We start from the raw sequence: 13762 nt of genomic DNA on the forward strand, positions 1-13762 counted from the left end.
AGCAGCCCTGCCATGCTTGACAGGGCCTCATTGCTCGATAATATAGCTTTGTATCAAAGCTAATAGCCCTCGTTCAGGAGAATGGCTCATGAGCGCCACCGCGGACGTGGATCCCCGCGCCTTCCGCCAGGCGCTCGGACAATTCGCCACCGGCGTTGCGGTCATCACCGCCGAAGGCGCCGGCGGGAAACCGATCGGGTTGACCATGAGTTCCTTCAACTCGGTCTCGATCGATCCGCCGCTGATCCTGTTTTCGATCGATCGCAAGGCGTTCAGCCTGCAAGCGATGACCGAAGCCAGGGGGTACGCGGTGAATATCCTGGGGCGCGACCAGGAGCATTTGTCGAACAAATTCGCGAAAGCGTTGGGCGACAAATGGGAGGCCGTCGAGCATACGCTCGGGCACGAGGCTGCGCCGCTGCTCGCGGACGCGCTCGCGCATTTCGAATGCGCGCCCTATGCGCAATATGATGGCGGGGATCACGTCATCTTCGTCGGCCGTGTGGTCAGGTTTTCAGCCTACCCGGCTAACGAACCACTGGTTTTCTTTCGCGGGGCCTATCGCAGCCTCAAGGATACCGAGCGCAGCCCGGAATGGCCGCTGCCAATGCATTACTGAAATTGGAAGTGTCGAGGAACAACATGATCAAGACCGGCGAACAGCATATTGCCAGCCTGCGCGACGGCCGCGAGGTTTATCTCGACGGCGAACGGATCGCGGATGTCACCAGCCACCCCGCCTATCGCGGCGCGGTCGCCTCGGTCGGCAAGATGTTCGATTTTCACAGCGCGCCGGAAAATCGCGATCTGATGACCTTCGAGACCGAAACCGGCACCCGCGCCAACCGCATCTGGGAGCTGCCGGGCAGCTATGACGCGCTGGTCAAGCGCCGCAAGGGCCTCGAAGCCTGGACCGAGCTGCATGCCGGCTTCATGGGCCGCGCGCCGGATCACGTCGCGTCCTGCATCGCCGGCATGTTCATGGGCCTCGATGTATTCGAAGGCTACAATGCCGACCGCGCCAAGGCGCTGGCCGATTACTATCGCTATGCCCGCGACAACGATCTCTATCTCACTTACGTCATCATCAATCCGCAAGCCGATCGCTCCAAGAGCGCGGCGCAGCAGGCCGATCCCTATCTGTCGGCCGGCGTCGTCTCGCGCGATGCCGATGGTCTGGTGATCCGCGGCGCCAAGATGCTCGCCACCGGCGGCATCATGGCCAATGAGGTCTTCGTCACCTGCATCCAGCCGTTGCAGCCCGGCGACGAGAAATACGCGGTGTCCTTCGCCATCCCGATGAACACCAAAGGTCTGAAGATCCTGTCGCGCAAGTCTTACGAGGCTTCGGCGACCTCGGTGTTCGACAATCCGCTTGCCAGCCGCTTCGACGAGAACGACGCCGTTCTCTATTTCGATGACGTGAAAGTGCCGTGGGATCGCGTGTTCATCGATCAGGACATCGCCATGTGCCAGAAGCAGTTCCACGCGACGCCGGCGCATTCCTATCAGAACTATCAGGCGATGATCCGTCTGTCGGTGAAGCTGCGCTTCCTGATCGGCATCGCGCACCGCACCGCCGAGACCAACGGCGTCATCGGCTTCCCGCAGGTGAAGGAAATGCTCGGTCAGCTGGCGGCCGAAGTCTCCATGGTCGAAGCCTTCGTGCTCGGGATGGAAGCCAAGGGCGCCCAGCACGGTCAGTATTTTGTGCCGGATCGCGGCCTGCTTTACGGCGCACAGGTGCTGACCCAGCAGCTTTACGCCAAGGTCATCAACACCCTGCGCGAGCTCGCCGGTGGCGGCATGATCATGCTGCCGTCTTCGGTGAAGGACTTCGCGAATCCGGAACTGGCGGCGCTGATCGGCAAGACCCAGCAGTCACCGGCCGCCAGCGCGGTCGACAAGGTGAAGTTCTACAAGCTCGCCTGGGACGCGGTCGGCTCCGAATTCGCCTCGCGTCACTCGCAATACGAAATGTTCTTCGCCGGCGCGACCTTCGTGACCAAGGGCCATGCGTTCCGCACATATGACTGGGCGCAGGCTACGGCGTTGCTCGACAAGATGCTGGCGAGCTATGACCTTGCCGACGAACTCACCACCGGCGGCAAGCCCGTCACCTCGCCCCGCGCCGTTGCTTAATCTGCGAAGTCAGGACAACCATCATGGCCGTCAACAAGATTCACGATGAATTCCGCGCTGTCGATATGTCGTCGGGCTGGGAAACCCCGCCCGGCTATCCCGCCGGCATCCAGCAGAAGATTCTGTCGGGCGCGCTCGACGAGCCGAACAAGAAGGGCAGCCGTACCCGCCTGCTGCGCTTCGATCCCGGCGTCTACACCACCGAGCCCTTCGTGCACGAATACTGGGAAGAAGTGTTCCTGTTCTCGGGCGATCTGATTGTCGGCAACGACAAGCAGGGCAATGGCGGCGAGTCGTTCCAGCCGAACACCTATGCCGTCCGTCCGCCGGGCGTCTTCCACGGCCCGTTCAAATCGGTCGGCGGCTGTGTGCTGATGGAAATCCACTATTTCGATCCGGCCTGAGCTCACAGGCCGGTCCCAGGGGAAGCCGTCACTTCTTGCTGGCGGCTTCCTCCTTCGCTTCGCTGGCTTTCGCTCTCCGCCGCGTTGCATTCCTCTGTCGCTGCGTTTCCTTCTTCCCCGCCGCGTCTGATTTGGGTGCCGCTGCCTTTGCCGACCGCGCCGCTGGCTTGACTCGAACCCGCAACCGGCCTGCTTCCGTCTTTTCGATCTCGAATGTTTCCGTCTTGCGCACGAGGTCGCTCAACTTCCTAAAACCATAGGTTCGCGTGTCGAAGTCGGAGACGAAGTTGGGTAGTTGCTCGCCTAACCGATCCAGATTGACCCAGCCTTCTTCGCTGCCGAGCTGGGCGATCACGCGTTCCAGAATCGGGATTGCGGCAGCGGGATTCCTCGAGGCGGCGGCGACAGGCGGTTGCTCGGTCGCGGCCGCGGCGCGCTCGGGCATCAGATTTTCCGGATAGATGAAGCGTCGGCAGGCCTGCCGAAAACTTTCGGGCGTCTTGCGCGTTCCGAAGCCGTAGACATCGGCGCCCTGCTCGCGCAGCCGGGAGGCCAGGCGGGTGAAGTCGCTGTCGGAGGACACCAGGCAAAAACCGTCGAACCGTTCGCTGTGCAGCAGGTCCATCGCGTCGATGACGAGTGCGATGTCCGATGCGTTCTTTCCCTTCGTGTAGGCAAACTGCTGATAGGGGTCGATCGCATGCTTTTGCAGGATGTCGGCCCAGGAGCGGAGCTGTGAGCTCGAAAAGTCGCCATAAATGCGCCGCACGCTGGCTTCGCCGAACTTCGATATTTCTTCGAACAGACCTCCGGCGATTTGCGGAGAGGTGTTGTCGGCATCGATCAGAACCGCGAAACGAGGCAAGCGCTGCTGTGCGACGTTCATCTGCAACCTCTGCATGTTCGGCTGGCGGATCAATGACGGGTTTCAGTCTGGCAGGTTTCCGCGATAAAGTCGCCCGCAGCCCTCGAATCGGGGGCGTTGACCAGAGGCCTTCCAGACCATGACCATCCGCCTGCATCGCGGCGACCTGCCGGATTTGAGCCGCTACACCTCGTCGGTGGCGATCGACACGGAGACCATGGGGCTCAATCCGCATCGCGACCGGCTCTGCGTGGTGCAGCTCTCGCCGGGCGATGGCAGTGCCGATGTGGTGCAGATCCCGATGGGCCATACCGATGCGCCGAATCTGAAGAAGCTGCTCGGTGATGCCGGTATCACCAAGATCTTCCATTTCGCCCGCTTCGATCTCGCGGCGCTCACCAATGCGTTCGGAGTAATGCCGTCGCCGGTCTATTGCACCAAGATCGCCTCGCGGCTGTGCCGTACCTATACGGACCGCCACGGCCTCAAGGATCTCGTGCGCGAGGTCCTGGGTGTTGATCTGTCGAAGCAACAGCAGTCGAGCGACTGGGGCAGCGATACGCTGAGCGAGGCGCAACTGGCCTATGCCGCGTCGGACGTGCTGCATCTCCATGCCTTGCGCGAAAAGCTCGATGTGATGCTGGCGCGGGAAGGCCGGTCTGCACTGGCGCAGGCCTGCTTCGAGTTCCTTCCCAGCCGCGCCCGGCTCGATCTGTCGGGCTGGGAGGAAGAGGACATCTTCGCCCATTCCTGAGACCCCTGCGGCACTGTGACACCGGCCGGCCTGTGACCGATCGCGCTGCCGTGTTTCGGCCAAACTCCTCGTTCTGGGTGCGCGGGGCTGCAAAACGGCGCAATTCAGCGTAGAATACCGGCTGATACCGGGTGGTCTGATAGTACTGGCCCGTTGGAGCGGCGGTGAGTTCAATCCAGGCTGATCGTTATGAAGCGACCATGGAGGCGCGGTTCAGAGCCGCAGCACGCCATAGCCGCTTCGTGCGTGTGCTGCGGATCGCGGTCCCGGCCATCGTGTTGCTGTCGATGGCGGTCATCGTCGGCATTTCGATCTTCAATCCGTTCCGTATCCTGACCAAGCTGCCGGTCGATATCGGCAATCTCGTCGTGTCCGGCACCAAGATCACCATGGAAACGCCGCATCTGGCCGGTTTCTCGCCGGACGGTCGGCCTTATGAATTATGGGCCAAGGCAGCGACCCAGGATCTCACGGATCCCGACAATCTCGAACTGTCCATCCTGCGCGCCAAGGTCGTCATGGAAGACAAATCGACGCTGAGCCTCGATGCGCGTAGCGGCCATTTTAACTCCAAGACGCAGTTGCTGCATCTCACCAAGGACATCTTCCTGCAGACCACGACCGGTTACGAAGCGCGCTTGACCGATGCCGTCGTCGATATCGCCAAGGGCACAGTGGATTCCAACCAGCCGGTGGATGTGAAGCTGCTCAACGGCACTTTGCTCGGCCAGCGGATGCGTATTACGGACAATGGCGAAGTGGTGCGATTCGAAGGCGGCGTGTCGATGAATCTGGTGATGGACCAGCCGTCGTCGAACGGTGCGGAGCAGCCGGAGACGGCACCCCAACCCGATATGCAGGCGCCTGCGGAGACCGAAAAGCCGCGCGTCAGCGGCGGCAAGCGCGCCCAGGCGAAATGAATGTGACCATGATTTTGAAACGTCTTTTTCCACGCCATCGCTGGATGGGGGCAGGCCTGTCGGTGGTGGCCCTGTTGGCGATCGGCGAAGCGGTGGCGCAAAGCGCCGTGTCCGGCGTCCCCAATGCCATGCAGGGATTCTCGCAAAATCGCGACCAGCCGATCCAGATCGAAGCCGCCTCGCTGGAGGTGCGCGACAAGCAGAAGGAAGCCACCTTTACCGGTGACGTCAAAGTGGTGCAGGGCGACACCACCATGAAGTCGAAATCGCTGGTGGTGTTCTATGACGGCGGCAAGGCGGCGGAACAGCCAGCCAACGCTGCTCCCGCCAAGGGCGCCCAGAAGGGGCAGATCAAGGCAGCGCAGCCCGGTCCGGGCGGATCGTCATCAATTCGACGGCTGGAGGCGCGCGGCAGCGTGGTCGTGACGCAGAAGGATCAGGTCGTGACCGGCGAGACGGCGGTGTTCGATACCCGCACCAATCTCGTCACCATGTTGGGCGGCTCGGGTGGCGTTGTGCTGACCCAGGGCAAAAATGTGCTGAAGGGCGACAAGCTGATCGTCGACATGACGACAGGCACGTCCCGCGTCGAATCCAGTTCGGGCCGTGTCCAGGGCCTGTTCCAGTCGTCCGGGTCGGGTCAGGGCGGGCCGACATCCATCATTCCGGGATCGAAGAAATAGGACCGGTGGTCGGTAGGGTGCTGCGGCGCGCTGCCGTTGAAACCTGCTCGTTAACCCGTTATCGCCATTGTTTGATCGGACACTCGGACGTCACAGACGGTCGTCAAAGGTAAATCGTAGCGCGAATGGTTGATCTCCTCGGCATGTTCCGTCGGCGCGCTCCGAAACGCGGCCCGCAAGGTTTTGCGCGGCAGCCGGTCGATATTACCGCTCTGCAGGACGATATGGGCGGCCTCGTCGGCCAGCCGATGCGCGACGCGCCGCCGATGGCGCGCGCGGCGCCGGCCGAACCGCAACAGGCGGCACGGCCGCAGCCTGTCCAGCAGGCCCGCCGCCCCCAGGTGCCGCCCTCGCAGCCGCCGCGCCAGCGCAGCAACGGCGCCGCCGCGCCGCGTCAGGCGCCGCGCTCCGGCTATCTCGCCGTTCACGGCGTGAAAAAAACCTACGGTTCGCGCCAGGTCGTGCGCGGTGTCAGCATCTATGTCCGTCGCGGCGAGGCGGTCGGTCTGCTCGGCCCCAACGGCGCCGGCAAGACCACGGTGTTCTACATGATCACCGGCCTGGTCGGGGCCGATAGCGGCGCCATCGAGCTGGACGGCCACGACGTCACGAAACTGCCGATGTATCAGCGCGCGCGCCTCGGGATCGGCTATCTGCCGCAGGAAGCCTCGATTTTTCGCGGCCTCACGGTGGAGCAGAACATTCGCGCCGTGCTCGAAGTCATTGAGCCGAGCCGCAAGAAGCGCGAATACGAACTCGACGCGCTCCTCGAGGAATTCAACGTCACCAGGCTGCGCAAGTCGCCGTCGATCGCGCTGTCGGGCGGCGAGCGTCGCCGCGTCGAAATCGCGCGCGCATTGGCGACGCGCCCGAACTACATGTTGCTCGACGAGCCTTTCGCGGGCATCGATCCGATTGCCGTCGGCGACATTCAGGATCTCGTGCGCCATCTCACCAATCGCGGCATCGGCGTGCTCATCACCGACCACAATGTGCGTGAAACGCTGGGCCTGACGGACCGCGCCTATATCGTCTATGCCGGTGAAATCCTCACGGAAGGAACGCCGGAGCAGATCGTCGCCGATCCCGACGTGCGCCGTCTTTACCTTGGCGAAGAATTCCGCCTGTAAGCGTTTGCCAAACGAGGTGGCGACCGGTTCGCGTCAAGAAACCGCGTCAACCAAAAGGCCCCTTAGCCCAAATTTCCCATCCGTCAAGACGTGTACATCAGGCCGGGAAAGGTCTAAGCAAGAAACGGACCAATTTTCAGGCCCTCTCTTCTTGGATCGGTTTTTGCCGCGATGGCGCTGACGCAGAGACTCGAATTTCGGCAGACCCAGTCGCTGGTGATGACGCCGCAGCTGATGCAGGCGATCAAGCTGCTGCAGCTGTCGAATCTGGATCTTTCGACCTTCGTCGAGGAAGAGCTCGAGCGCAATCCGCTGCTGGAACGCGCCAGCGACGGACCGGAGCCGCCGGTGGCGGGCGAGCCGAGCGCCGAGCGTTCCGATTACGAAGGTTCGGACGATTACGGTTCCGCGCCGGACGGCGGTGGCGAGAGCCGTTTCGATGCGCCCGCTCCCGAAGACTGGATCAACAACGATCTCGGGTCGCGCAGCGAGATCGAGCAGACATTCGATACCGGTCTCGACAATGTGTTTTCCGAAGAGCCGGCCGAAGCGGCGGCGCGCAATGCGCAGGATGCGGCACCCACCGCCTATACCGAATGGGGCGGCGGCGCGTCGAACGACGACGACTACAATCTCGAAGCCTTCGTCGCAGCGGAAGTGACGCTTGGCGATCATCTCGCCGAACAGCTTGCGGTGGCTTTCACCTCGCAGGCGCAGCGTATGATCGGGCAGTATCTGATCGACCTCGTCGATGAAGCCGGCTATCTGCCCGCCGATCTCGGCGATGTCGGCGACAAGCTTGGCGCGTCGGCAGAGGATGTCGCACGCGTGCTTGCCACATTGCAGACATTCGATCCGCCCGGTGTCTGCGCGCGCAATCTCAGCGAATGTCTCGCCATTCAATTGCGCGAGCAGAACCGTTACGATCCCGCGATGCAGGCGCTGATCGAGAACCTCGATCTGCTTGCCAAGCGGGACGTTGCATCGTTGCGCAAACTTTGCGGCGTCGATGACGAAGATCTCACCGACATGATCGGCGAGATTCGCAGGCTCGATCCGAAGCCCGGACATAAATTCGGCGGGTCGCGGGCGCAGACGGTCGTGCCCGACGTCTATGTGCGTCCGGGGCCGGACGGCGGGTGGCTGGTCGAGCTGAACAGCGACACCCTGCCCCGCGTGCTGGTCAATCAGAGCTACTATTCCGAATTGTCGAAGACCATCCGCAAGGATGGCGACAAGTCATATTTTTCCGATTGCATGCAGAATGCGACATGGCTCGTTCGCGCGCTGGATCAACGCGCGCGCACCATTCTCAAGGTCGCAACAGAAATCGTTCGCCAGCAGGACGGCTTCTTCACTCAGGGCGTCGCGCATCTGCGTCCCCTGAATCTGAAGGCGGTGGCCGACGCGATCCAGATGCATGAATCGACCGTGTCGCGTGTCACTGCAAACAAATACATGGCGACCAATCGCGGCATCTTCGAATTGAAATATTTCTTTACTGCGTCGATCGCTTCGGCTGACGGCGGTGAAGCGCACTCGGCCGAAGCTGTGCGTCATCACATCAAACAATTGATCGATGGTGAAAGCCCGTCAGCCATCCTGTCCGATGACACGATCGTGGAACGCTTGCGTGCAACCGGCATTGATATTGCGCGTCGGACCGTCGCGAAATACCGCGAAGCCATGCGGATTCCATCGTCGGTGCAACGCCGCCGTGACAAGCAGAGCATGCTCGGCAATGCTCTGAAGGCGACCGCCAGCACGCCGTCCGAACGGACGTTTACCGAAAAGTCAGAAGACCGGTCCCGCGACACTGCATCAGCTTGATTGCGCTCTTGTGGAAACGAGATACTGTTGGTTCTACTCAGATCGAATCGAGGTATCAGTCATGACCCTTCGCATCTCGGGAAAAAGCATCAGCATTGGAGACGCTCTGCGCGGCCGTGTGTCCGAGCGCACGGATGAAGTGCTACGCAAATATTTTGACGGCAATTATTCGGGTCACATTACGTTGAGCAAGGATGGTTTCGGTTTCCGCACCGACTGTTCTCTGCATCTCGATTCCGGGGTCACGCTCGAAGCCGAATCCAATGCGCAGGATGCCTATGCGAGCGCCGATCAGGCGCTGCTGCAGATCGAGAAGCGCCTGCGTCGCTACAAGAGCCGGTTGAAGGATCGCTCCGCGCGCAAGGCGCATGCGGAAGCCGAAGCGCTTGCCGAACTCACTGCGCCCACCCTGGACGCACCGAGCTACATCATCGAGGCACCCGATCACGAAGATGAAGTCGTTAACGGCTACGAGCCTGTCATCATCGCTGAAGCGACCAAATCGCTGAAGCGCCTGTCGGTCAGCCAGGCGGTGCAGGAACTCGATTTCACCGGCGCCGCAGTGGTGGTATTCCAGCATGGCAGTACAGGGCGGGTAAACATCGTATATCGCCGAACCGACGGGAACGTCGGCTGGGTCGACCCTCCGGTGATTAAACCATCCTGACGCCATTGACGCTGCGGCGGGCCATGCATATGGTCCGCCGCCTTTGACGGGTTATACCGGTCGATGGATTTCGTATGGGGGTTTCCGGTGCTAGAATACGTCCCGGGCAACGACAGCCTGGCGCGTGATCCGTCACCGGGAACGATGTCCACTTCCAGTTTTTCTTGACGCTGCCGGTCTTGGTCCAAACTCACCGCGGACGGTCAATTTTTCCTCGGAACGGTCAATGACAATTACCGATCTGGTAGCGCCCGAGGCGATCCTCCCGGCGTTGAAAGTTAATAGCAAGAAGCAGGCGCTGCAGGAGCTGGCGGCGCGTGCGGCTGCGTTGACTGGACAAAACGAGCGCACGATCTTCGAAGTATTGCTGCAGCGTGAGAAGCTGGGCACCACAGCCGTGGGCTACGGGGTCGCGATCCCGCATGGCAAACTGCCGAAGCTGGACAAGCTGTTCGGCCTGTTTGCGCGTCTCGAGCGTCCGATCGATTTCGAGGCGATGGACGGTCAGCCGATCGACCTCGTCTTTCTGCTGCTGGCACCGGAAGGTGCGGGCGCCGATCATCTCAAGGCGCTGGCGCGGATCGCCCGTTTGCTGCGCGATCAGGATGTCGCCAAGAAGCTGCGCGCCTCGCGCGATGCGCAGGCGATCTATTCGGTCCTGGCGCTGCCGCCGGCAACGGCGGCTTAATAAACAAAGCCTGCGTGCTTTTCCATTGTCGTCGCCCGTCCGTGCGCGCAATTGCGCGCTAGGACCAGGCGATCCAGTAAACTCGGTCTGCTCGGCGTGTACTGGGTCACCCGGAAAAGCCGGCTGACGACAGACAGAGTACATCATCGACTCAAGGCTTAAGCCGCAAATTCCTTCGACTCGCCACGGGCGGCCTGACGGCCGCCGGCAAGCGGTACGAGTTCGGTGACCATTTCCGGATTGCCGTCCACCTGCTGCTCCGCGCGCAGCGCTTCGGCCTCTTCGGCCGCAGCCACGGCACGCGATGAAGCGGCCATACGCAGCGCGGTCTGGATTTCGTTTGCGTCGGCGCCGTTCTTCAACAGCATCAGCGTGATCAGCGCCTTGATATCCGAATTCATCGCCTCGGCGTTTTGCCTCATACGGCGCACGGAGGCAGAAGTCTCGGGCACGTTGTTGGCGTTCGGACGCAGCTTGGCGACATTGCTGGCGGTTGCGTCGGCCTGGTTGCGCGACGGGTTTGCATGTTCTTCCGCCATCATCACGCGAGACGCGGCTGCGAGCTGCAGCGCGTGATGGATTTCCGGCGACGTGGTGCCGGTCTTGAGGGCGAGAAGCGTGAGGAGGGCTTTGATATCCGAGTTCATCGCTGCGGTGTTCTGCATGTTCATGCTCGCTTGTTTGGATGGTGGCGGAGTTAGTTCTGACGCGTCCCGAAGAGTTTCTCTAAAAAATTCGGTTCTGGTAGTTCGGGCATTGGCGTGGCTTCAGCGACATGGATGGGCGGCGCGCGCCGTGCATGTCGTTTGGGGCGGGGCATTGCGGGGGTAGGGTCCGGCTCGATGGCGGCTGCCGCCTCGGCAACGGGCGTCTCATGTGACGCTGCGTCGGTGAAGGTCGTGATGGTGCCGTCTTCGAGACAGCCGCGGATCGCCATGGGTTGAAGAAAATCTGCATCTTCAGCGACGGTCGCATTGGCTGCGCGCAGCTCCTGTTGCGCTTCGAGCCGGGTGCTCGCCTCCGAGCTCCATTGATCGAGCGGCAATCGATCGGATTTTACGACGGCAGGCGCATCGTTGTGAGCCATAACCAGCGGCGGTAAGGTGCCGTCGCTGCGCAGCAGAAACGCCGCTGCCGCGGCGCAACCTGGCGCAAAGACGAAGAAAGCAAGACAGGCGGCGACCACGGGCCTACGATCCAAGCGGCGGCGTGATGCGACATTATCGTTGGCATGCGCCGTGCTGAAGCTATGCAGCAGGCTTTCGATCTGAACGATTTGCGCCTGGGATGATCCAACCACCGATTCAGTCATGGCGACCTCGAATCTTGTTATGACCAGACTTTCACCAGTCATGGTGAATGGGTGGTCACCATTCGCTTCGTTCGGGGGCGCAGCGCGATCAGCCACGATGAAGACATCGCAACAGATGCTCAGATTGAATGTGATGGGGGGATCAGTTTTGTGGATGCCGTCTATGCATGCGAACCGAATCGACCAGCACAGGATACGGTAGTGGCATCGACGACGGGTTAAAGATACCCACCGCATCGTCGCTGCGAAGCCGGGAAAGCCGGTTGGTTTTTCCCTTAACGTGATGATGCCTGGTTTTCCGGATTGCTTCGCCCAAACGAATTGCTGGTGCAATCCGTCAGGGCTCGCAATGACGGTGTTAGCTTGGGCGCTTCACCTCAGTGAACGCTGACAGCCTGCAATTCCTGGCTCCATGCATTCGCGATCGCCGTTTCGCGGCTGTCGGTGAGCATGATCGGGGTGCCATCGGCGGCGTGCAGCGCGAACAGCTGCAGACCCGGCGCAATCTGCGGCGCCTGCGGAAACAGGCCGGGCACGTCTTCGGACCGCACAGGCTTTACATAGGCGATCAAACCTTCGCCCAGATGCGCCAGCGCTTCGGTCGTGATGGCGGCATTCTTCACGGCAGCAATTTCAACTTCAGTCATCGTCTCGACTCCTCAACTGATTCAAGCGGTCGAGTCCGCTACTCGTTCCATACAATTAGTCGTGCTCATTGATGGCGATTGTCTTAATGACCCGTTCAGGCTCCGGCCTTGCGAGGTCGATCGACAGCAACCCGTTCTTCAGGTCCGCACCCAGCACCAGCATCCCCTCCGCCAGCACGAAGGTGCGCTGGAAGTGGCGCGCGGCAATGCCGCGATGGATGAACTGCCGGGTCTTGTCGTCCTGCTGGCGGCCGCGGATGACGAGCTGGTTCTCCTCGGTGGTGACATCGAGTTGTTCGCGGGTGAAGCCGGCGACAGCCAGCGTAATCCGCAGCTTTTCGGGCTGGCCGTTTTCACGGTCGCACCGCTCGATATTGTAAGGAGGATAACCGTCGGCACCTTTGACGACGCGGTCGAGCGCACGCTCGATCTCGTCGAATCCCAAAAGGAACGGACTGGACAACGAAGGAACACGAGACATCGGTACAAAGCCCTCTCGAAGCGACTTTGAGGGGCCCTTACGGCACCCCTGGCCGATCGGCACTGTGCCAACCGGTCTGTCAAAGATATGGGGATCGCCGGGTCCGGTTCAAGCACCCGGCGATTGCAGGGTAAACAGTGTCAACAGCTTGAAAAGGATCACTTTTCGATCCGGTTTCGGCCATCCGCCGAGAACAGGTGCAGCTTGACGCGCGGCGCCACCGCGCGGATATGGGCACCGATGGCGGGGGCATCCAGGCCGGGGATGCGGACGATCATCTCACCCTCCGGCAATTCGCCCGGCGTGGCGCTGATGGCCGTCTCGCGGCCTGCGCGACGGCCATAGACATAGGTCTCGGCGCCGACCCGCTCGATCGTGTCCACGGTGAGATCCAGCGCGATGCCGCCCTCCGGCGCGGTATCAGCAAGCACGAGGTCTTCGGGTCTGATGCCGAGAATGCCGGCGCCGGTGCCGGCGACGCTGGTGCTGACCGCATCGTCGCGCAGGCGGATCAGGTTCATCGGCGGAGCGCCGATGAAGGACGCGACGAAGGTGGTCTTCGGCTTGCTGTAGATGTCGAGCGGGCTGCCGATCTGCTCGACCACGCCGCCATTCATGACAACGAGAATATCAGCCAGCGTCATCGCCTCGAGCTGGTCATGGGTCACATAGATCGAGGTCGTCTTCAGCCGTCGTTGCAGCTTTCGGATTTCGACGCGCATGGCGACGCGGAGCTTTGCATCGAGATTGGACAGCGGCTCGTCGAACAGGAACACTTTTGGCTGCCGCACGATGGCGCGGCCCATGGCGACGCGCTGGCGCTGGCCGCCGGAGAGCTGGCGCGGCTTGCGATCCAGCATGGTGGAAAGTTCGAGCGTCTGCGCGGCCTCGCGCACGCGCGTATCGATCTCATCCCTCGCCATGCCGCGATTGCGCAGCCCGTAGGCCATGTTGTTGTAGACGGTCATATGCGGATAGAGCGCATAGTTCTGGAACACCATCGCGATGTCGCGATCCGCGGGCTCCACCTGGTTGACCACGCGGCCGCCAATATCGACCTCGCCGGATGTCACCGTCTCCAGCCCCGCCACCATGCGCAGCAGCGTGGACTTGCCGCAGCCGGAGGGGCCGACCAGCACACAGAACTGGCCATCGGCAATCGCGAAATCGATTCCCTTGATAGCTTCGAAGCCGCCGGCATAGGTCTTGTGTAGATTCCGCAGCGTCACGCCGGCCATC

The 13762-nt window shown here is 61.6% G+C and carries 16 protein-coding genes; 10 read left to right on the top strand and 6 right to left on the bottom strand.

Annotation, left to right across the window (positions count from 1 at the left end):
- The first annotated feature begins 88 nt into the window (after window positions 1-88).
- The 3 genes from E0H22_RS01680 to E0H22_RS01690 are packed head-to-tail and all read left to right on the top strand — an operon-like array spanning window position 89 to window position 2546.
- Window positions 89-619 carry a flavin reductase family protein gene (locus E0H22_RS01680; RefSeq protein ID WP_233024042.1) on the top strand — a complete coding sequence of 177 codons (531 nt, stop codon included), beginning with the start codon at window positions 89-91 and terminating at the stop codon, window positions 617-619.
- A 23-nt stretch (window positions 620-642) separates the two neighbouring features.
- Window positions 643-2142, top strand: coding sequence for a 4-hydroxyphenylacetate 3-hydroxylase family protein (locus E0H22_RS01685; protein WP_233024043.1), 1500 nt, complete (start codon window positions 643-645; stop codon window positions 2140-2142).
- 23 nt (window positions 2143-2165) lie between these two features.
- Window positions 2166-2546 (top strand): cupin, encoded by a 381-nt coding sequence (locus E0H22_RS01690; RefSeq protein ID WP_233024044.1) that lies wholly within the window; start codon window positions 2166-2168, stop codon window positions 2544-2546.
- 28 nt (window positions 2547-2574) lie between these two features.
- Here the strand turns inward: E0H22_RS01690 and E0H22_RS01695 are convergent, their stop codons facing one another.
- Window positions 2575-3432, bottom strand: coding sequence for an NYN domain-containing protein (locus E0H22_RS01695; protein ID WP_233024045.1), 858 nt, complete (start codon window positions 3430-3432; stop codon window positions 2575-2577).
- 118 nt (window positions 3433-3550) lie between these two features.
- Here E0H22_RS01695 and E0H22_RS01700 point away from each other — a divergent pair, with 118 nt between their 5' ends.
- The 7 genes from E0H22_RS01700 to ptsN all read left to right on the top strand — a co-directional run bounded on the left by E0H22_RS01700 (window position 3551) and on the right by ptsN (window position 10083).
- On the top strand, window positions 3551-4165 hold the full coding sequence (locus E0H22_RS01700) for a ribonuclease D (protein ID WP_233024046.1): 615 nt from the start codon (window positions 3551-3553) through the stop codon (window positions 4163-4165).
- Window positions 4166-4329: 164 nt separating this feature from the next.
- Window positions 4330-5085: an LPS export ABC transporter periplasmic protein LptC gene (lptC, locus tag E0H22_RS01705; protein WP_233024047.1), complete on the top strand. Its 756-nt coding sequence runs from the start codon at window positions 4330-4332 to the stop codon at window positions 5083-5085.
- Window positions 5086-5093: 8 nt separating this feature from the next.
- The gene (locus tag E0H22_RS01710) at window positions 5094-5768 is read left to right on the top strand and encodes an LptA/OstA family protein (protein ID WP_430715203.1); all 675 of its coding nucleotides are present in this window, start codon (window positions 5094-5096) and stop codon (window positions 5766-5768) included.
- Window positions 5769-5893: 125 nt separating this feature from the next.
- Window positions 5894-6898 (top strand): LPS export ABC transporter ATP-binding protein, encoded by a 1005-nt coding sequence (gene lptB, locus E0H22_RS01715; RefSeq protein ID WP_233024048.1) that lies wholly within the window; start codon window positions 5894-5896, stop codon window positions 6896-6898.
- A 171-nt stretch (window positions 6899-7069) separates the two neighbouring features.
- Window positions 7070-8728, top strand: a complete 1659-nt coding sequence (gene rpoN, locus E0H22_RS01720; RefSeq protein WP_233024049.1) for an RNA polymerase factor sigma-54 — start codon at window positions 7070-7072, stop codon at window positions 8726-8728.
- A 61-nt stretch (window positions 8729-8789) separates the two neighbouring features.
- Window positions 8790-9395, top strand: coding sequence for a ribosome hibernation-promoting factor, HPF/YfiA family (hpf, locus tag E0H22_RS01725; RefSeq protein ID WP_233024050.1), 606 nt, complete (start codon window positions 8790-8792; stop codon window positions 9393-9395).
- Between the two features lie 226 nt (window positions 9396-9621).
- Window positions 9622-10083, top strand: a complete 462-nt coding sequence (gene ptsN / locus E0H22_RS01730; protein ID WP_233024051.1) for a PTS IIA-like nitrogen regulatory protein PtsN — start codon at window positions 9622-9624, stop codon at window positions 10081-10083.
- Window positions 10084-10241: 158 nt separating this feature from the next.
- Here the strand turns inward: ptsN and E0H22_RS01735 are convergent, their stop codons facing one another.
- From E0H22_RS01735 to E0H22_RS01755, 5 genes are all read right to left on the bottom strand, one after another.
- Window positions 10242-10748: a hypothetical protein gene (locus tag E0H22_RS01735; RefSeq protein ID WP_233024052.1), complete on the bottom strand. Its 507-nt coding sequence runs from the start codon at window positions 10746-10748 to the stop codon at window positions 10242-10244.
- 32 nt (window positions 10749-10780) lie between these two features.
- Window positions 10781-11728, bottom strand: coding sequence for a hypothetical protein (locus tag E0H22_RS01740; RefSeq protein WP_233024053.1), 948 nt, complete (start codon window positions 11726-11728; stop codon window positions 10781-10783).
- A gap of 44 nt (window positions 11729-11772) precedes the next feature.
- Entirely contained in the window at window positions 11773-12042 is a 270-nt protein-coding gene (locus tag E0H22_RS01745; RefSeq protein WP_233024054.1) for a BQ00720 family protein, read from the bottom strand.
- Window positions 12043-12097: 55 nt separating this feature from the next.
- A complete protein-coding gene (locus E0H22_RS01750; RefSeq protein WP_233024055.1) occupies window positions 12098-12523 on the bottom strand; it encodes an Hsp20 family protein in 426 nt (141 codons plus the stop codon).
- A gap of 158 nt (window positions 12524-12681) precedes the next feature.
- The gene (locus E0H22_RS01755) at window positions 12682-13761 is read right to left on the bottom strand and encodes a sn-glycerol-3-phosphate import ATP-binding protein UgpC (RefSeq protein ID WP_233024056.1); all 1080 of its coding nucleotides are present in this window, start codon (window positions 13759-13761) and stop codon (window positions 12682-12684) included.
- Between the last annotated feature and the right edge of the window lies 1 nt (window position 13762).

It is taken from the genome of Rhodopseudomonas boonkerdii, assembly GCF_021184025.1.
GTDB classification, from domain to species: domain Bacteria; phylum Pseudomonadota; class Alphaproteobacteria; order Rhizobiales; family Xanthobacteraceae; genus Tardiphaga; species Tardiphaga boonkerdii.

What these genes read in the sequence shown, in the direction of transcription:
- E0H22_RS01680 (WP_233024042.1), top strand. Translation starts at nt 89, where the DNA reads ATGAGCGCCACCGCGGACGTGGATCCCCGCGCCTTCCGCCAGGCGCTC.
- E0H22_RS01685 (WP_233024043.1), top strand. Translation starts at nt 643, where the DNA reads ATGATCAAGACCGGCGAACAGCATATTGCCAGCCTGCGCGACGGCCGC.
- E0H22_RS01690 (WP_233024044.1), top strand. Translation starts at nt 2,166, where the DNA reads ATGGCCGTCAACAAGATTCACGATGAATTCCGCGCTGTCGATATGTCG.
- E0H22_RS01695 (WP_233024045.1), bottom strand. Translation starts at nt 3,432, where the DNA reads ATGAACGTCGCACAGCAGCGCTTGCCTCGTTTCGCGGTTCTGATCGAT.
- E0H22_RS01700 (WP_233024046.1), top strand. Translation starts at nt 3,551, where the DNA reads ATGACCATCCGCCTGCATCGCGGCGACCTGCCGGATTTGAGCCGCTAC.
- E0H22_RS01710 (WP_430715203.1), top strand. Translation starts at nt 5,094, where the DNA reads ATGATTTTGAAACGTCTTTTTCCACGCCATCGCTGGATGGGGGCAGGC.
- lptB (WP_233024048.1), top strand. Translation starts at nt 5,894, where the DNA reads ATGGTTGATCTCCTCGGCATGTTCCGTCGGCGCGCTCCGAAACGCGGC.
- rpoN (WP_233024049.1), top strand. Translation starts at nt 7,070, where the DNA reads ATGGCGCTGACGCAGAGACTCGAATTTCGGCAGACCCAGTCGCTGGTG.
- hpf (WP_233024050.1), top strand. Translation starts at nt 8,790, where the DNA reads ATGACCCTTCGCATCTCGGGAAAAAGCATCAGCATTGGAGACGCTCTG.
- ptsN (WP_233024051.1), top strand. Translation starts at nt 9,622, where the DNA reads ATGACAATTACCGATCTGGTAGCGCCCGAGGCGATCCTCCCGGCGTTG.
- E0H22_RS01735 (WP_233024052.1), bottom strand. Translation starts at nt 10,748, where the DNA reads ATGCAGAACACCGCAGCGATGAACTCGGATATCAAAGCCCTCCTCACG.
- E0H22_RS01745 (WP_233024054.1), bottom strand. Translation starts at nt 12,042, where the DNA reads ATGACTGAAGTTGAAATTGCTGCCGTGAAGAATGCCGCCATCACGACC.
- E0H22_RS01750 (WP_233024055.1), bottom strand. Translation starts at nt 12,523, where the DNA reads ATGTCTCGTGTTCCTTCGTTGTCCAGTCCGTTCCTTTTGGGATTCGAC.
- E0H22_RS01755 (WP_233024056.1), bottom strand. Translation starts at nt 13,761, where the DNA reads ATGGCCGGCGTGACGCTGCGGAATCTACACAAGACCTATGCCGGCGGC.